This window comes from Paraburkholderia phytofirmans (assembly GCF_046028095.1).
Lineage (GTDB): Bacteria > Pseudomonadota > Gammaproteobacteria > Burkholderiales > Burkholderiaceae > Paraburkholderia > Paraburkholderia phytofirmans_A.
On sequence record NZ_JAQQDJ010000006.1, the window covers coordinates 337,611 to 356,127 of the forward strand.

General features: G+C 63.9%; 14 protein-coding genes. 10 read left to right on the forward strand and 4 right to left on the reverse strand.

What is annotated here, in order from left to right; all coding sequences use genetic code 11:
- The first annotated feature begins 395 nt into the window (after positions 1-395).
- From PQR54_RS19770 to PQR54_RS19790, 5 genes are all read left to right on the forward strand, one after another.
- The gene (locus PQR54_RS19770) at positions 396-3,257 is read left to right on the forward strand and encodes a 2-oxoglutarate dehydrogenase E1 component (RefSeq protein ID WP_408248569.1); all 2,862 of its coding nucleotides are present in this window, start codon (positions 396-398) and stop codon (positions 3,255-3,257) included.
- Between the two features lie 144 nt (positions 3,258-3,401).
- Complete coding sequence (gene odhB / locus PQR54_RS19775) at positions 3,402-4,685, forward strand: 2-oxoglutarate dehydrogenase complex dihydrolipoyllysine-residue succinyltransferase (protein WP_408248571.1); 1,284 nt, start codon at positions 3,402-3,404, stop codon at positions 4,683-4,685.
- A gap of 147 nt (positions 4,686-4,832) precedes the next feature.
- Entirely contained in the window at positions 4,833-6,263 is a 1,431-nt protein-coding gene (gene lpdA, locus PQR54_RS19780) for a dihydrolipoyl dehydrogenase (protein ID WP_408248573.1), read from the forward strand.
- A gap of 89 nt (positions 6,264-6,352) precedes the next feature.
- Positions 6,353-7,450, forward strand: coding sequence for a cell division protein ZapE (zapE, locus tag PQR54_RS19785; protein ID WP_408248575.1), 1,098 nt, complete (start codon positions 6,353-6,355; stop codon positions 7,448-7,450).
- A gap of 160 nt (positions 7,451-7,610) precedes the next feature.
- Entirely contained in the window at positions 7,611-8,060 is a 450-nt protein-coding gene (locus PQR54_RS19790) for a transposase (RefSeq protein ID WP_408248577.1), read from the forward strand.
- Between the two features lie 112 nt (positions 8,061-8,172).
- Here PQR54_RS19790 and PQR54_RS19795 read toward each other — a convergent pair whose 3' ends face one another.
- The 4 genes from PQR54_RS19795 to PQR54_RS19810 form a co-directional block, all read right to left on the reverse strand.
- Complete coding sequence (locus tag PQR54_RS19795; RefSeq protein WP_408248579.1) at positions 8,173-8,658, reverse strand: DUF2147 domain-containing protein; 486 nt, start codon at positions 8,656-8,658, stop codon at positions 8,173-8,175.
- 256 nt (positions 8,659-8,914) lie between these two features.
- Entirely contained in the window at positions 8,915-10,624 is a 1,710-nt protein-coding gene (locus tag PQR54_RS19800; RefSeq protein WP_408248581.1) for a ShlB/FhaC/HecB family hemolysin secretion/activation protein, read from the reverse strand.
- A gap of 284 nt (positions 10,625-10,908) precedes the next feature.
- Positions 10,909-12,312, reverse strand: a complete 1,404-nt coding sequence (locus PQR54_RS19805) for a collagen-like triple helix repeat-containing protein (RefSeq protein WP_408248583.1) — start codon at positions 12,310-12,312, stop codon at positions 10,909-10,911.
- Positions 12,313-12,490: 178 nt separating this feature from the next.
- Positions 12,491-13,990 (reverse strand): collagen-like triple helix repeat-containing protein, encoded by a 1,500-nt coding sequence (locus PQR54_RS19810; RefSeq protein WP_408248585.1) that lies wholly within the window; start codon positions 13,988-13,990, stop codon positions 12,491-12,493.
- A gap of 657 nt (positions 13,991-14,647) precedes the next feature.
- Between PQR54_RS19810 and PQR54_RS19815 the strand changes: the two genes are divergently transcribed.
- From PQR54_RS19815 to PQR54_RS19835, 5 genes are all read left to right on the forward strand, one after another.
- Complete coding sequence (locus PQR54_RS19815; protein WP_408248587.1) at positions 14,648-14,836, forward strand: Flp family type IVb pilin; 189 nt, start codon at positions 14,648-14,650, stop codon at positions 14,834-14,836.
- Positions 14,837-14,975: 139 nt separating this feature from the next.
- Positions 14,976-15,476 (forward strand): A24 family peptidase, encoded by a 501-nt coding sequence (locus tag PQR54_RS19820; protein ID WP_408248589.1) that lies wholly within the window; start codon positions 14,976-14,978, stop codon positions 15,474-15,476.
- Positions 15,473-15,970, forward strand: a complete 498-nt coding sequence (locus tag PQR54_RS19825; RefSeq protein ID WP_408248591.1) for a TadE/TadG family type IV pilus assembly protein — start codon at positions 15,473-15,475, stop codon at positions 15,968-15,970. Before PQR54_RS19820 ends, PQR54_RS19825 begins: the two co-directional genes overlap by 4 nt.
- 100 nt (positions 15,971-16,070) lie before the next feature.
- Complete coding sequence (gene cpaB / locus PQR54_RS19830; RefSeq protein WP_408248593.1) at positions 16,071-17,021, forward strand: Flp pilus assembly protein CpaB; 951 nt, start codon at positions 16,071-16,073, stop codon at positions 17,019-17,021.
- A gap of 45 nt (positions 17,022-17,066) precedes the next feature.
- Positions 17,067-18,473, forward strand: coding sequence for a type II and III secretion system protein family protein (locus tag PQR54_RS19835; protein ID WP_408248595.1), 1,407 nt, complete (start codon positions 17,067-17,069; stop codon positions 18,471-18,473).
- The last annotated feature ends 44 nt before the right edge of the window (positions 18,474-18,517 follow it).

An 18,517-nucleotide genomic window follows, 5' to 3' on the forward strand; every position in this document is an offset into this window, starting at 1 on the left:
AGCCAGGTGTATCGGCTCCGGCCGGTGCAACGCACGTTAGCAGTCGGGCAAAAGCCACCTTCGGGTGGCTTTTGCCGTTTCTGGCCTTTCAGGTTTCTGGCCTTTGGTCGCGCCTGACAAGCCACACCTGGCGCCGCTTTGACCGTTTGTCCCCGATTTCCGCAGAAGACCGTTGCGAACCGTGAAAGTCGCCCGAAAGCCCGTCGCGACGGGCTCGAGCGGCAGTCTGTCTGCTATCTGCACTATCCGTTCTGTGATATGCTCCCCGGGTGCAAAGTTTTAGGTCCTTCCAAGCAAGACTTGATTCGCGCAATCCGCTAAACGGTCAGGCCGTGTCGCGGAAGGTTCTGTAACCCGCTATTTCTCGAGAAACTCGAAGAAAGGTGAGCGTAAAAATGATGAAGCAATTCCAGTCGAACTCTTATCTGTTCGGCGGCAATGCTCCGTACGTAGAAGAAATGTACGAAGCGTATCTCGATAATCCGGCGTCAGTGCCCGAGAACTGGCGCAGCTATTTCGACGCGTTGCAGAACGTCCCTGCATCGGATGGCAGCAATGCCAACGACGTGGCCCATGGCCCGATCGTCGAATCGTTTGCACAACGGGCCAAGGCTAATGCCTTCATCCCACGCACGGCAGCTGGCGGCGAAGATCTCGCTACCGCTCGCAAGCAAGTCTATGTGCAGTCCCTCATCGGCGCATATCGCTTCCTCGGCTCGCAATGGGCCAACCTCGATCCCCTGAAGCGCCGCGAACGTCCCGCTATTCCCGAACTCGAGCCAGCGTTTTACGACTTCACCGAAGCCGACATGGACCAGGAGTTCAGCGCAACGAATCTGTATTTCGGATTCGAGCGCGCGTCGCTGCGTGAGATCGTCAAGGCATTGCGTGACACGTACTGCGGCACGATCGGCGCCGAGTACATGTACATCAGCGACCCGGAACAGAAGCGCTGGTGGAAAGAGAAGCTCGAATCGATCCGTTCCACGCCGAACTTCTCGAACGAAAAGAAAAAGCACATCCTGAATCGCCTGACGGCCGCTGAAGGCCTCGAGCGCTTCCTGCACACCAAGTACGTCGGCCAGAAACGCTTCTCGCTCGAAGGCGGCGAAAGCTTCATCGCGTCGATGGACGAAGTCGTGCGTCATGGCGGCGCCAACGGCGTGCAGGAAATCGTCATCGGCATGGCTCACCGTGGCCGTCTGAACGTGCTGGTCAATACGCTCGGCAAGATGCCGGCTGACCTGTTCGCCGAATTCGAAGGCAAGCACCACGACGACCTGCCGGCCGGCGACGTGAAGTACCACAAGGGTTTCTCGTCGGACGTCTCGACCGAAGGCGGCCCGGTTCACCTGTCGCTCGCGTTCAACCCGTCGCACCTCGAAATCGTCAACCCGGTGGTCGAAGGTTCGGCCAAGGCCCGTATGGACCGTCGCGGCGACGACAGCGGCCTGCAGGTGCTGCCGGTGCAGATCCACGGCGACGCGGCTTTCGCGGGCCAGGGCGTGGTGATGGAAACGCTGAACCTCGCGCAAACGCGCGGTTACGGCACGCATGGCACGCTGCACATCGTCATCAACAACCAGATCGGCTTCACGACGTCGGACCCGCGCGACTCGCGCTCCACGTTGTATTGCTCGGACGTGGTCAAGATGATCGAAGCGCCGGTGCTGCACGTGAACGGTGACGATCCGGAAGCAGTCGTGCTGGCCACGCAGCTGGCTATCGACTTCCGGATGCAGTTCCACAAGGACGTCGTCGTCGACATCGTCTGCTTCCGCAAGCTGGGCCACAACGAGCAGGACACGCCCGCTGTCACGCAGCCGCTGATGTACAAGACGATCGCCAAGCACCCGGGCACGCGCGCACTGTACGCTGAAAAGCTGGTGCAGCAAGGCGTGATCACCGCGGAAGAAGGCGAGGAATTCGTCAAGGCTTACCGCAAGGCGATGGACGAAGGCCATCACACGGTCGACCCGGTGCTCTCGAACTACAAGAGCAAGTACGCGGTGGACTGGGTGCCGTTCCTGAACCGCAAGTGGACCGACGCTGCGGACACCGCAGTGCCGCTCGCGGAACTGAAGCGCCTCGCGGAGCGCGTCACCACGGTGCCGGAAAACTTCAAGGTTCACCCGCTGGTCGAGCGCGTTCTCAACGACCGTCGCGCGATGGGCCGCGGTGAAGCCAAGCTCGACTGGGGCATGGGCGAACATTTGGCCTTCGCGTCGCTGGTCGCGTCGGGCTACGCAGTTCGCCTGACCGGTCAGGACTCGGGCCGCGGCACGTTCACGCACCGTCACGCGGTGCTGCACGATCAGAACCGCGAACGCTGGAACGACGGCACGTATGTGCCGCTGCAGAACATCGCCGACGGTCAGGCGAAGTTCACGGTGATCGACTCGGTGCTGTCGGAAGAAGCGGTGCTGGGCTTCGAATACGGTTACTCGACCGCTGAACCGAATACGTTCGTCGCGTGGGAAGCGCAGTTCGGCGACTTCGTGAACGGCGCGCAAGTTGTGATCGACCAGTTCATCTCGTCGGGCGAAGTGAAGTGGGGCCGTGTTTCGGGTCTCACGATGCTGCTGCCGCACGGCTACGAAGGTCAGGGTCCGGAGCACTCGTCGGCACGTATCGAGCGTTTCCTGCAATTGTGCGCAGACCACAACATGCAGGTCGTTCAACCCACCACGCCGGCGCAGATTTTCCACCTGTTGCGCCGTCAGATGATCCGCCTGTTCCGCAAGCCGCTGATCGTCGCCACGCCGAAGTCGCTGCTGCGCCACAAGGAAGCCGTGTCCGATCTGTCGGAACTGGCGAAGGGCGCGTTCCAGCCGATCCTCGGCGAAATCGACGAAGCCATCGACGCGAAGAAGGTCAAGCGCGTGATCGCCTGTTCGGGCCGCGTGTACTACGACCTGCTGGCACATCGCCGCGAATCGAAGTCGAACGACGTCGCGATCATCCGTATCGAACAGCTCTATCCGTTCGCGCATAAGCAGTTCGAAGCGGAAATGAAGAAGTACGACAACGCGACCGAAGTGGTCTGGGTGCAGGACGAGCCGCAGAATCAAGGCCCGTGGTTCTACATCGAGCACCACCTGAAGGACGGCATGAAGGAAGGGCAGAAGCTGGCATACAGCGGACGTCCGGCTTCGGCCTCGCCGGCGGTCGGCTACTACGCGAAGCACTACGAGCAGCAGAAGGCGCTGGTCGAAGGCGCTTTCGGCCGCCTCAAGAGCTCGTCGATCGCTAAATAATCATTAAAACCGAACCGGGAAAGCGCAGCGCGCTTTCCCGTGCCGCATCCGAACAGATCGGTTGCGGCATTCGAGGTTCGCAGGCGATCGTCGGATCCATGGTTCGCGCGCCGTCACCCGATACGTATTCAGGATATTCACAAAATGGCTATTGTTGAAGTCAAGGTCCCCCAGCTCTCCGAGTCGGTCTCGGAAGCCACGATGCTGCAGTGGAAAAAGAAGCCGGGCGAGGCTGTTGCTCAAGACGAAATTCTCATCGAAATCGAGACCGACAAGGTCGTGCTCGAAGTGCCGGCACCCTCGGCCGGCGTGCTTGCGCAAGTCATCGCGAACGACGGCGACACCGTCACGGCTGATCAGGTGATCGCCAAGATCGACACCGAAGGCACGGCAGGCGCCGCTGCTGTCGAAGCCGAAGTGAAGCCCGCTCCGGAAGCCGCACCGGCACCCGCCGCTGCCCCGGCTCCGGCGGCCCAAGCCGCATCCGCAACGGGTGCGAACACCGCTGCTTCGCCGGCTGCCGGCAAGCTGATGGCCGAAAAGGGTCTGGGCCAGGGCGACGTGTCCGGCACGGGCCGCGACGGCCGCATCACCAAGGGTGACGTGCTGACCGCGGGCGCTCCGGCTGCCAAGGCCGCACCGGCTCCGGCACCGGCCGCACCGAAGGCTGCCAAGCCGTCACTGCCGGACGTCAAGGCGCCGGCTTCGGCTGACCAATGGCTGAAGGATCGCCCGGAACAACGCGTGCCGATGTCGCGTCTGCGCGCGCGTATCGCCGAGCGTCTGCTCGAGTCGCAGCAAACCAACGCCATCCTGACCACGTTCAACGAAGTGAACATGGCCCCGGTGATGGACCTGCGCAACAAGTACAAAGACCGCTTCGAGAAGGAACATGGCGTGAAGCTCGGCTTCATGTCGTTCTTCGTGAAGGCGGCGGTTCACGCGCTGAAGAAGTTCCCGCTCGTGAACGCGTCGATCGACGGTAACGACATCGTCTATCACGGCTACTTCGACATCGGTATCGCGGTCGGTTCGCCGCGTGGTCTGGTGGTGCCGATCCTGCGCAACGCGGATCAGCTGAGCCTCGCCGACATCGAGAAGAAGATCGCCGAATTCGGCCAGAAGGCGAAAGACGGCAAGCTGTCGATCGAAGAAATGACTGGCGGTACGTTCTCGATCTCGAACGGCGGTGTGTTCGGTTCGATGCTGTCGACCCCGATCATCAACCCGCCGCAATCCGCGATTCTCGGCGTGCACGCCACCAAGGAACGCGCTGTGGTCGAGAACGGCCAGATCGTGATCCGCCCGATGAACTATCTGGCGCTGTCGTACGACCACCGCATCATCGACGGTCGCGAAGCCGTGTTGTCGCTGGTTGCCATGAAGGACGCGCTGGAAGATCCGGCGCGCCTGCTGCTCGACCTGTAAGCGCGAGTTCGGCTGCCGGCTTGTCATTGAGCAAGCCGGCGCCATATAGGCACTACGCAAGCAGTACGTCTCTAGCATTCCGCAGTACAGGAACGCCGTGCGCCACGAAGCGTGGCTGCACGCCGTTCCGTCATCAAAAGGATTGTCATGTCCAAAGAATTTGACGTCGTCGTGATCGGCGCGGGCCCTGGCGGTTACATCGCCGCCATCCGCGCAGCGCAGCTCGGCAAGACCGTCGCATGTATCGAAAAATGGAAGAACCCGGCCGGCACGCTGAAGCTCGGCGGCACGTGTCTGAACGTGGGTTGCATTCCGTCGAAGGCGCTGCTCGCGTCGTCGGAAGAATTTGAAAACGCGTCGCATCACCTGATCGACCACGGTATTTCCGTGGAAAACGTGTCGGTGGATATCGCGAAGATGATGGCCCGCAAAGAAGGCATCGTCGAAAAGATGACCAAGGGCATCGAATTCCTGTTCCGCAAGAACAAGATCACGTGGCTCAAGGGCCACGGCAAGTTCACCGGCAAGACGGACGCCGGCGTGCAGATCGAAGTGAGCGGCGAAGGCGAAACGGAAACGGTCACGGCAAAGAACGTGATCATCGCCACGGGTTCGAAGGCACGTCATCTGCCGAACATTCCGGTCGACAACAAGATCGTCGCCGACAACGAAGGCGCGCTGAGCTTCGAATCCACGCCGAAGAAACTCGCCGTGATCGGCGCAGGCGTGATCGGTCTGGAACTGGGTTCGGTGTGGCGCCGTCTGGGCGCGGAAGTGACCGTGCTCGAAGCGCTGCCGGAATTCCTCGGCGCGGCTGACCAGGCGCTCGCGAAAGAAGCGGCCAAGCAGTTCAAGAAGCAAGGTCTGGACATCCACGTCGGCGTGAAGGTCGGCGAAGTGACCACGACCGACAGCAGCGTGACGATCAACTACACGGACAAGGACGGCAACGCGCAGAAGCTCGAAGCCGACCGCCTGATCGTGTCGATCGGCCGCGTGCCGAACACCGACAACCTCGGTCTCGAAGCGATCGGCCTGAAGGCCAACGAACGCGGCTTCATCGACGTCGACGATCATTGCGCGACGGCCGTGCCGAACGTGTATGCGATCGGCGACGTGGTGCGCGGCCCGATGCTCGCGCACAAGGCCGAAGACGAAGGCGTGCTGGTCGCCGAAATCATCGACGGTCAGAAGCCGCATATCGACTACAACTGCATTCCGTGGGTGATCTACACCGAACCGGAAATCGCGTGGGTCGGCAAGACGGAGCAGCAGCTGAAAGCAGAAGGCCGCGAGATCAAGACGGGCCAGTTCCCGTTCATGGCGAACGGCCGCGCACTCGGCATCAACAAGGCGGATGGTTTCGTCAAGATGATCGCCGACGCGAAGACCGACGAACTGCTCGGCGTGCACATCATCTCGGCCAACGCATCGGACCTGATCGCGGAAGCCGTGGTGGCGATGGAATTCAAGGCGGCGTCGGAAGACATCGGCCGCATTTGCCATCCGCACCCGTCGCTGTCGGAAGTCATGCGCGAGGCGGCACTGGCCGTCGACAAGCGCGCGCTGAACATGTAATTCCGCGCACGCCTGACTGACAGTACTCCGGCATTACCACGAAGGCGGGCGGGTTCACTCCCTCCCGCCTTTCTATTTGCAGCAACACGATGAACGTCACCGAATACTACGAAAAAGAACTGCAGACGCGGGGCTACCAATCGGACCCGGCGCAACGCGCGGCGGTCGACCGTCTGCAGCGGTGCTATGAAGAATGGAGCGAATACAAGTCGCGCCGCTCGAACGCGTTCAAGAAACTGTTGATCCATCCGGATCTGCCGCGCGGCGTGTACATGTGGGGCGGCGTAGGGCGGGGCAAGAGCTTCCTGATGGACAGCTTTTACATGATCGTGCCGTTGCATCGCAAAACGCGCCTGCATTTCCACGAGTTCATGCGCGAGGTGCACCGCGAGCTGGAAGATCTGAAAGGCCAGGCCGATCCGCTCGACGAGCTCGCGCGCCGCATTGCCAAACGGTACCGGCTGATCTGTTTCGACGAATTCCACGTGTCGGATATTGCCGACGCGATGATCCTGTACCGCCTGCTCGACAAGCTGTTCGAGAACGGCGTGCAGTTCGTGATGACCTCCAACTACGATCCGGACACGCTGTATCCCGACGGCCTGCATCGCGACCGCATGTTGCCGGCAATCGAACTCATCAAGCAGAAGCTCGACGTGATCAACGTCGATGCGGGCATCGACTACCGGCAACGTACGCTGGCGCAGGTCGAGGTGTATCACTCGCCGCTGGGCGCCGCCGCGGACAAGGCGTTGCGCGACGCGTTCGCGCGTCTGGCCGCGGTGCCCGACGAAAGCCCGATCCTGCATATCGAAAAGCGCGAGTTGAAGGCGCTGCGCCGCGCCGACGGCGTCGTGTGGTTCGACTTCGCTACCTTGTGCGGCGGTCCGCGTTCGCAAAACGACTATCTTGAACTGGCGAGCCGCTTTCACGCGGTGGTCCTCTCCGGCGTACCGCAGATGTCCGCGCGCATGGCCTCGGAAGCGCGCCGCTTCACCTGGCTGATCGACGTCTTCTACGACCACAAGGTGAAGCTGCTGATGTCCGCGGCGGTGCCGCCCGAACAACTGTACACGGACGGTCCCATGGCCAACGAGTTCACGCGCACGGTGTCGCGCATCGTCGAAATGCAGTCGAAGGAGTATCTCGATACGCCGCGACGGATCGTCGATACGTCGCTGACCTGAGGCGTCGCGCGGCACGTCCGGCGACGCTTTTGCGATAGATCACGTTCGGTTTGCCGATGACGCGCCGGCGTCCGGCGTATTTTCAAGATTCGGATTGGTCTTATATTCCGTCCGCGGACGACTGGATATCTTTTGTCGAGGTTTTGACAAAGGAGAAACCATGAATCCGTACCGTGATATCAACGACGAAGAATGGCAACGTGTCGCACCGTTGCTTCCCGAACTGCGGCCGCGCTCAGAACTGCGTGGCCGACCGCTTGCCAACACACGCTCAGTGCTCAACGGCGTGCTGTGGGTCATGTATAGCGGCGCCACCTGGTCCGCCATGCCGCGCAAGTACCCGTCCTACCAGACTTGCCATCGCCGCTTCAAGGCGTGGTACGAATCCGGCGTGCTCCACCGAGTCATGGAGCAACTGTTCGGCGCGGCGAGCGAAGAGCTCTGTGGCCTGATGGAAGCACGCATGCGTACGCACGTGAACGAGAAACCGAAGAGCGTCGAATCCGAAAAGACTCCGGTTGTCGCGCCTGCGGTGTACAGCCCGCCTGCGAGCCAACCACTGCCGTCCTCGCCGTTCGCGTTCCATTCGCCCTTCAAACACGCTGCATGATTCCTACAACCCAGCGTCCTCCAATAAAAGAAACGGCCGAACGATTGCAATCGTCGGCCGTTTCTCATCGTTCCATGCGGGCTCTGTAACGAGCCCCGAACTTACCCGCGCATCATTGCTGGCGAATCCACGTCTGCGAGCGGCCCAGCAGCGACACGCCGATATAGCCTCGCACGACCAGTTTGTTCCCACCGTCTTCCAGGTGCATCTTGCACTTGTACAGCTTGCCGTTTTCCGGGTCGAGAATCTGGCCGTGATCCCAGGCGTCGCCGTCCTTCTTCAGATCGCTGATGATCGTCATGCCGAGAATGGGCTGATCCTTGCGCGCGTCGGTACAGGCCGTGCAGCGGCGATCCGGCTGGTCGTTCGCGCCGAGCCCCTTGATGACCTTGCCGCTGAGCGCGCCGCTGCCGTCCTGCGAGATCTGCACGAGCGCCTTGGGCTGGCCGGTATGATCGTCGATGGTTTGCCACGTGCCGACCGGACTGTCGGCCTGCGCCATGGCCGTCACGGCGCTGGCGAGCAAAACGCCGGCGAGCGCGGCATGTTTGGCTGTGCGAAGCGCGATTGCACGCGCGCGGTGGGTGAATTGCATCATTGTCTTCCTCCTTGATTAAAGACGGCGCGATCATGGTCGCGCGGCGTTATTGGCATCTCGGGCGGTCTTCAGACGACGGCCGCCGTGATGCCTTGCATGGCCCCTCAGGTTCGACTTCTGCTGCCCTCGTGTGCCGCCCGCGGCCGGTGGATTGCTGCTTGCAGGCGCCGGCGACACATCGTCAGCGCAGAATACGTGAAAGTGCGCGCGTCGTTTGATAGTGGACCCTCTAATCAGGACGCGGCACTTCTACCGATCAATTCAGCTGATACGAGAACGTCGCGTTGATGCGCGGACTGCGCGACGCGCTTTCCACCGGCGCGTCGCCGATCGCTTTGGCCACCGAGAGATCCAGGCTGTAGTACTTCGCATCCGAGATGCGGAAGCCGAACGCGATCGACGAAAGCTTCGAAGGCGAGGGCGTACCCGCATGCAGGTAGACGCGCGCCATATCGAACGAAACGTAAGGTGTGAGCGTGCGCAGATAGGTAAAGCCCGGTGTGAACGCACGGTTGATTTCCAGTATCGCGCCCCAGCCCGAATCGCCCGAGGCTTCGCCCGGCTGATAGCCCTGCGCGAAGCGTTGCGCGCCGAACGAGATCTGCTCGGAGGTGGGCAGCGACACGCCGCTGTATTGGCCCGTCAGCGAGACTGCCGTGCCGATCTTCAACGGCCACTCGTTGGTTTGCGAGAAGGTGGCGCCGGTGCGCACGAAGTTGATCGACGCCGGATTGGTGACGGGCGAGCCCGGCACGTTCGAGTCGCCGGACTTCGACGCGCCCAGGATGTCGAACGCCTTCGCCACGTTGACGCTCGCGCGGCGCACCTGGCCCGTCTGAACGCTGGTGTAATCGGCCTGCAACTGCATGACGCGTACTTGCGAGCGGAAGCCGATCTGTGCGCCGGTGTCGTGGTTGTTGTAGCGATCCTCGTCGTGCGACGCATACACCGACGCCGTGCCGATCACGCTTTGCGTGTTGCTCAACAGGATCGGATACGCCAGCGAACCGCCGATCTTGTCGTTGATGACCGTGCGCTCGATGTTGGAGGGCAGGCCGGGATTGTCGGTCGGATTGCCGCGATAGTGCGAGGCGTCGATCTTCGCGATCAGTCCGTTGCTGCCGATCGGCACCGCGCCGTGCGCGGCGAGATAGGTGACGTTGTCACGCCCCTTCGGCAGCAAGGCCGACACGCTCAACTGTTCGCCGAACGAAGTCAGCCCGTTTTCAGTGGCGGTCAGAAGCCCCTGCACGCCGGGGTGATTGAAGTCGATCCCGGTGCTGACGTCGAAGGGCTTGCGCTCCACGTTCAGTTCGAGCGTGGTGGCGCCGTCGGTGTTCTGCGGCGGCGGCACGTTCGCCGCGACCTTCACGCCCGGCAACAGGCCGAGCACGTTGATGTAGCGCTCGAACGTGGCGCGCCGCAGCGGCCGGTCGGCGGTGATGTGATCGGCGATCGCGCGGATCTTGTCTTCCACTGCGCCGGCTTTGCCCGTCACCTTGACGGCGGACACGTAGCCTTCCACCACCGTCACGCGCACCACGCCGTCTTCGAAGGTCTGCGCCGGAATGAAGGCGAACGAGAGCGCGAAGCCGCGGTCCTGATAGAGCGTCGTGACGCCGTTGGCGACCTGGATCAGATCGCCGATCGTCGTGTCCTTGCCGACGAGCGGCGTGAAGCGTTGCGCGACGTCGTCGAAGGGAATGGACTTCACGCCCTCCACCTGCACGCGCGAAGGCGTGATATGGCGGGCCAGCAATTCTTCGAGTTGGGGGGCTTGCGGCGCGACCTGCACGGTCACGTTCGGACCTTTGTCGGGCGCCTTGATCTGCGGCAGCGAATCCAGCGGATTGCCGCCTACCGCCGAGCCGCCTGGGCGGGACTGCGCATACGCTTGCGTTGGCAGGGTGCTCGCCGCAAGCGCTGCGAGTACGACGGTACCTATGCTGCTATACCCGAGTTTCATCGGATTTCCCTCGTATATCGTTCTTGTGTCGCGGACGCACCGCCTGGCCGGGCGGCGCGCGAGCGCTTATGTGCGGCTCGACGCGTATTGCGATGCTTGCATGTATTACGTCACGTGCTCCGTGGGGCTTGAGCGCTCTCTGCAAAAGCGCGAAGCACGTGACGAGTCGGACCGGTTATGCGCATTGCCTGATTCGCTGCGGCTTGCATGATTCGATGAACAGCCGCGCGGCAAGTCTCGGCGGATAACTGATGCACGCCGCAGCGATTCGATAGTTGGGCTAACTACTTATGGTTCGCCGGCACCAGGCCGCCGAGCAGGGTCGTCAAGCCGCTCGGCGCCGTGCCGGAGCCGCTCGTCGAACCTGCGGCCGAGCCGAGCGTACCGGTCAACTGGCCGACCAGCGCGGTCACCGGCGCGAGCGCCTGGCCGCTGCCGCCCGCGCCGCCGCTCGTGACGCCGCTCGTGAGCCCGGACAGCGCGCCCGTCAGCGTCGACAATGGATTCGATGCGCTACCCGAGCCGCCTAACGCCGAAGTCAGCGAGCTCAACGGCGAGCCGCTCAAGCCCGAGGAAGTCAGCGATCCCAACGGCGTGCCGCCGAGCGCCGAGGTCAGGCCGGCCAGCGGTGTGTCGCCGAGCAGCGTCGACAGCGAGCCGACCGGATTGCTGCCGAGCCCGAGACTTGCCAGCGAACTTTGCAGCGGGCCGAACGGGTTGCTGCTGGCGGGCGGCCCATTGGCGACGCTCACGCTCGTGGCGCCGACGAGGCTCGTGATCAGTCCGGGAATCGGCATCGCGCCATTCGGACCGTTCGGATTGACCAGGCCGCCTGCGTTGGTCACGGTGTTGCCGAGCGAGCCGACCAGCGTGCCGAGATCGGCCCCGACCGGATTCTTCGTGGCGCCGCCCACTTGCGAGCCGGCGGAACCCAGTGCGCCGCCCACTTTCGCGAGCACGCCGCCGAGCGGCGCGCCGAGGCCGGTCTGCGTACCGACCGTTTGCGTGACGAGTCCGGCCGTCGTCACGATCGGCGTGATGGCGGTGCTGACCGGTTGAGTGATCTGCTGCACGGGCACGGAGCCGAGCGCGTTGCCGAGCGTCGCGCCACCGGCGTTGAGTGCGCCCGCAGCGGTGGAGAGCGTGCTGGCCAACGGTGTCGTGAGCGGCGCCAGCGGCGCGAGTTTGCCGCTGCCGAGCCCGCCGACGGCAGTGCTTAGCCCTTGCACGACGCCGCTCGTCGAACCGACCACCGAGCCGAGTCCGGCGACCGTCGTGCCGACCGGATTGGCCGTCGTGCCGGTCTGGCCGACGCCGTTGCTCACGGCATCGGCCAGCGAGTTCAGCGTGCTGCTCGTGCTCGACACTGCGTTGCCGAGCCCTTGAGTGACTTGCGGGCTGAGGCCCGGAATGGTCTGCGAGGCGATCGCCGTGCCCAGATCGTTGGTGGTCTGGGCGGCCGCGGTAGCGACGCCGGTCGTGCCTGTCTTCGTGGTGGTGGTGCTGCCGGTATCGGTCGAACCCGAGCCGCTGCCGCTACCGGTATTTGAGGTGGTGGGCGGCGCGCTGACGGTGCTGCCGCCACACGCCGCGAGCAAGCCGGCGACCGCCACGGCGATCAATGGCGCGCGCAACGACGACACGGTCGCGCACGTCGCATGGAGAGAAAAAAAACGTTGGGTGGACATGTGTGCTCCTCCGTATCTTCTGGATGTCGTGTGCGTTGGTTTCAGTGCGCCGTTGCAACGGATGTCTGAGCGGCGGGGCCCAGTTCAGCCAGGTTTCGGGAAGCGCCGGGGCGCGGCTGGCGGGCCGCGCTCCGGCTGGGTCTCGCTCAAGGTTTTTCGCTGTTCCCGAGGGGGCTGCTTACTTCTTGCCCAAGCCGCCGAGCAGGCCGCCGACGAGCGACGTCACCGGTGCGAGCGGATTGTTGGCGGTGCCTTTGCCCGTGGTGGTCGACAGCGACACGCCGGCGCCCGAGTTGGTGGAAGCGGCGGCGGTCGTGGTGGCCGGCGCGGCGGTTGCCGTGCTGGTGATGCCGCCGAGTGCGCCGGTGACGCCCGACAGCAAGCCGGTGACCGGTGCGAGCGGGCCGCTGCTGCCGCCGGCCGCGCCGGAGAGGCTGCCGGTCACGCTCGAGAGCAACCCGGCGACGGGCGCGAGCGGGCTGCCGCCGCTCGATGCGCCGCCGACGGCGCCAGTCAAGCCACCGAGGGCGCTGGTGAGCGGCGCGAGCGGGCCGCTGCCGGTGCCGCCAGTCAAGCCGCCGAGTGCGCTGGTAAGCGGCGCGAGCGGGCCACTGCCGGTGCCGCCAGTCAAGCCGCCCAGGGCACTGGTCAGCGGTGCAAGCGGATTGCCGCCGCTGCCGCCCGTGAGCAAGCCGCCCACCGAAGCGACCGTCGCGCCGGTGTCGGTGACCGTATGGCCGAGTGCGGCCGTGACCGGATTGCCGCCGGTCGCGCTCAACAGGGCGCCGGCCTTGCCGAGTCCGCCGCCGACCGTCGAGAGCAGGCCGTTGAGCGGCGCGCCGAGACCCGTGGTGTTGCCGACCGTTTGCGTGGTCGCGGCGACCATCGACGTGATCGGCGTGATCGCCGTGCTGAGGGTTTGCGTGACTTGCTGGACCGGGCCCGTCGAGAGGGCGGTGGTGAGCGTGCTGCCGCCGTTGGTGACCGCGCCGCCGAGCGTGTTGACGACGCCGCCGAGCGGCGTGGTGATCGCCGACAGCGGCGCGAGGGGGCCGCTGCCGAGACTCGTCACGAGGTTGCCCGCGTCCGTCACTGCGCCGCCGACATGGCTCACGACACCGCCCACGCTCGAGACCGTAGTGCCGACCGCGTTGCCGCCGGTGCCGAGCTGGCCGAGACCTTGCGACACGCCGTTGCCGAGCGTCGAAACCGCCGAGCCGACTTGCTGCACGATGCCGCCGGCGGACTGCGTGGTTTGCGAGCTGACGCCGGGCAAGGTCTGCGAACCGATTACGGTACCGATGCCGGTGACCGCCGAGCCGGCGTCGCTCACCACACCGCCCGTGTTGCCGACTACCGTACCGAGCGCGTTGGCGACGGGCGTCGTACCCGTACCGGTTCCTGTGCCTGTACCCGTGCCTGTACCCGTGCCTGTACCCGAACCGTTGCTACCCGTGGTCGTGTTCGTACCTGCGCCCGTACCCGAGCCCGAGCCGCCCGAACCCGTCGAGCCGCTGCCGGTCGTGGAAAGTGTGCCGCCGGCGGAGCCGCTGCCGCTGCTGCCGGTGCCGGAACTCAGGCTGCCGGAGCCTCCGCAAGCACCAAGAGAAAGCATCGCAGCCACGCTGGCTGCAATCAGGGTTGCCCGTAACGTCGTGTTGGTCGTTTGAATGTTCATGTCGCCCTCGAATCGCATGTGTTGTTGGTTGTTGCTGCGTGCCTCTCTCTGCACGACCCGTGCCATTTCGACTGAACAATGCGGAAGATTTTTTCGGCGCGAGCGGCAGCGCCATGCGTGATAAGGGTTTGCGGGGAACTGACGGAGCGTGCGCTAAACCAGATTGCGCCCACGTAACGCAATGTGCGGTGCGTTCGGACAGCCGGCGTAACGTAACGAGCCGCGCGCGCCGTTACGATGTACGGCGTAACGCACGCGCACGAAACGGGTGCGCGCGCTTGAAACGTTCTGTTGAAACGAATAATTAGTGGAGCGAATCTAACTTATGGTTATTCCTATGTGCTGCAACGCACGAACTGCCGTTAACTAGAGTGAGTGGTAAAAATGCATACGGGGCGAGGATCGGCGCAGCGGACAATTGCTTAAAAATGATTGTTCGGCTATAAAACCCGAAAGCACTGAAGATTGATGACGGAGGTGGGTTATCGAACAGACAACTCATACGCAAGTGTTTTATTGAAGGGCGGCTGCAAGGCATGGCATTGCGGTGCAATAAACGAGACCGGGAATGAGAGCTCAACGGTCCGCGCACCCAAGGCACATCGCCGAGAAATGCAGAACGTATACGAACGAAATAAATGAAGTCCGAGGGTTCAAATGAATAAATTCGCACAACGCTTCCTGGCCGATAACAAGGGCGTGACGGCTATCGAATATGGCCTCATCGCAGGCCTCGTCGTGCTCGTGATCGCTACCGCGGTGACGAATGTCGGCACGAATGTCTCGAGTGTTTTGCAGCAGGTCGCGGACAAAATCTCGCCGTCCACCACGAAGACCGGACCGTAAAAGGCAAACCGTAATCGTTGCGCGAAGCAGCCGGCGTTTCGACGTCCGTCTGCTTCGTCGGCGTAATAACGCATCGCTGAATCGTTAATGCGGATTGCATTGCAATCCGCATGGCGCAGCTTCGCCTGTCGAGTGCGAGATGAATGTTTCCGTGGGCATTTTGTTATTTATCGCGTGGGCAGCGGTAGTCGCGATTAGCGATTGCCGTTGGCGGCGCATATCCAATTCAGTTGTTGTCGCCGGTCTGGCGACGGCATTTTGCTGCGCGTTTTTTCAATGCGGGCCTTTCGGCATTTCGCTGACTCAGGCAGGCATTGGCGCATTAATCGGTCTCGCTGCATTGCTGCCGTTTTTCGCGCTCGGCGTGATGGGCGCCGCGGATGTCAAAGTCTTCGCCGTCCTCGGCGCATGGTGCGGCATGCACGCGTTGCTCGGTCTATGGATGGCTGCGAGTCTCGCTGCCGGCGTGCATGCATTGTGGCTCCTGATTACCACCCGCACGCCGCTCGCGGGCCTGGCCCGTCAACCCGGCGCGACGTTCGAACTCGCCGGCAAAGCATCCACGCCTTACGCAGCGTGTCTCGCGGTGGCCGCGAGCGGCTGGCTCGTTCTGCACGGCATGGCGGGAAGCGTGCGATGAAAACCGCCCTGACGCAACGCGCGTGCTTGCCGCATCCGCGCATCAAGGTGCGCCGCGCGCGTGCGCAACGCGGCGCCACGGCCGTCGAATTCGCGCTGGTGTTCCCGCTTTTCTTCACGATCCTGTACGCGATCGTCACCTTCAGTCTGATTCTCGTCGCACAGCAGAATCTGACGATGGCCGCGGAAGAGGGCGCGCGCGCCGCGCTGAACTGGCAGAGCAACACGTCGATGCAAACGGCGTTGACCAATCGCGGCAACGCGGCCTGCGCGGCGGCGAAGCTGGTCGCCGCGACGCTCGTGCAGTCGATGCAATGCACGCCGTCTTCCGCGACATGCGGGCCGAAGGGCGCGATGCAATGCGTGAATGTCCTGGTGAGCTACAACTATCAGGCCAATCCGCTGGTGCCGAGCTTGCCGCTGCTGGCGTTCGCGCTGCCGAACACGCTCACGAGCAGCGCCACGGTCCAACTCAATCCGGAGAACATTCAGTGACGCACGCGTCGGCACCCAGCCCCCTCGACCTCCTGGTCCGTCAACGTGTGATCGAACGCGCGTACGGCACGGCATCGTTTAACCGAAGCAGTCAATCTTCATGCCGAATCTGACCAAAATTCTTGCGGGCGTCCTGATCGCGGTCGCACTCGTGCTCGGCCTGTTCGCGTGGTCGCTGTCACGCCGCCCGGCGCCGGTAGCCGTCACGCCTGCCGCGCAGGCGAGTTTCCCTGTGGTGGTGGCGACTCACACGCTGCCTGCGGGCAAAGCCATAACCGTCGACGATCTGCGCGTGCAGTCGCTGCCGATCAATCCGAACGGCGCGTTCACGGACCCCGCGCAACTGGCCGGCCGCGTGCCGAACGCGGAGATCGGCGCGGAATCGCCGGTGCTGGAAAGCCAGTTGTCCTCGGGAATCGCCGAGCGCGTCGAACCGGGCGAGCGCGCGCTTGCTGTACGAGTAGACGAAGGCAACGCGGTCGGCAACCGGTTGCGGCCGGGCAATTTCGTCGACGTGTTTTTCACGCTCAAGCGCGACGCCAGCATCGGCAACGGCGGTGAAATCGACCGCACCCAGGCGCGTCTGCTGATGTCGAAAGTGCGCGTGCTCGCGTTCGGCAATGCGACCGCGAGCGGCGACAGCGCGGGCGATCCGAACGGCATGGTCCGCACCGCGGTGCTGGCGGTGCCGGTCGCCGATATCGACCGTTTGACGCTCGCCGAGAGCGCCGGCCGTCTGATCTTCGCGTTGCGCAATCCCAAGGATCCCGAAGTAATCGATCAAAGCGTGTTGCCGGCCTATCCGGGCGTGCTGAAGACGGCGGCGCATGCGGGCGCGGCCGAGCCGCTGCGGGATTCGACGCGCGCCGCAGCCGGCGTGGCGCTCGACACGTTGTCGGGCACCGCCAATGCGAGCGGCGCGGGGGCCGCCGCGAGGCCGGCGTTGCCGCATATACCGCTGCCGCCGACGCGTGTGGCGGGCAATACCAACAGTACAAAGAGCGGTATCGAAGTGATACGGGGTGGGCGCGCCGAAACGGTCGCCTGGTAAGCAGTGGTTTCAGGGAGCGGGCGGCCAGTCGCGTCCAATAACTACATGACAGAACGGATTTTTGTTTTCAGGAAGGCGGCGTGCCTCGGCCTGGCTTTGCTGGCCGTATCGGCGACGACGGATGCGGCCGGTCCGGGGCAGCGGGGGCAAGCCGCGCCAGCGGCCCAGCCGGCTCAGGCCGCGTTTGCCGCGCCCGCGCAAAACATCGACCTGACGGTCGGCGCGCAGCGGCAGCTCGCTGTCGGCCGCACGCTGCAACGTGTCGCGATCGGCGATCCGTCGGTGGCCGACGTGCTGATCATCAAGGGCGACAAGCGCGGCGGTGTGCTGCTGGTCGGCAAGGCCGCGGGCACCACCAATCTGATGCTGTGGGCGCGCGATCGTGACGCGCCGCTGCAATACACCGTCAACGTGACCACGCCGGCGGCCGCCTCGCTGCTCGGCGCCGACACGCCGGCCGTCAAGGTGCTCGGCGGCACGGCGATCGTGTCCGGCACGTCGGCGACGATGGAGGCGCACCAGCGCGCAGTGGTCGCGGCGGAGGGCTCGCTCGGCAAGGACGGTGCGGTGTTCGACACGTCGACGGTCGCAAGCCGCGCGGTCGTGCAGGTGGATGTGCGGGTCGTCGAGTTCAGCCGTTCGGTGCTCAAGGAAGTGGGCTTCAACTTCTTCAAGCAGAACAACGGCTTCACGTTCGGCTCGTTCGCGCCGTCGGCGTTGAGTTCGGTATCGGCGACGGCGGGACAGGCGCCGAGCATGACGGGCGTGACGCCGATCTCGTCGGCGTTCAACCTGATCTTCAACTCCGCGACGCACGGCCTGTTCGCCAACCTGAGCCTGCTGGAAAGCAACAACCTCGCGCGCGTTTTGGCCGAGCCGACGCTCGTGGCCTTGTCCGGCCAGAGCGCCAGTTTCCTTGCCGGCGGCGAGGTGCCGATTCCGGTGCCGCAGGCGCTCGGGTCGACGTCGATCGAATTCAAGCCGTATGGCGTAGGGCTCACGCTCACGCCGACCGTGCTGAGCCCGCAGCGCATCGCGCTGAAAGTCGCGCCGGAGGCGAGCCAGCTGGACTTCGCCAACGCGGTGACGATCAGCGGAGTGTCGGTGCCCGCGTTCACTACGCGGCGTGCCGACACCACCGTCGAACTCGGCGATGGCGAGAGCTTCGTGATCGGCGGGCTGATCGATCGCGAGACGGCCTCGAATGTCTCGAAGGTGCCGTTGCTCGGCGATCTGCCGGTGATCGGCACGTTCTTCAAGCAGTTGAACTATCAGCAGAACGAGAAGGAGCTGGTGATCATCGTGACGCCGCATCTGGTCTCGCCGCTCGCCAGGGGCGCGACCTTGCCGTCGACGCCGGGCGAGCAGTCCGAGCAGCGCAACGGGCCGGTGTGGCGTTCGCTGATCGGCGGCGTGGCGGCGCGCGATTCGTCGCCGGGATTTTCGAAGTGAAGCCGGCAGGCGCCCGTGCGGCGCGCCGGATGAACACAGGTGTG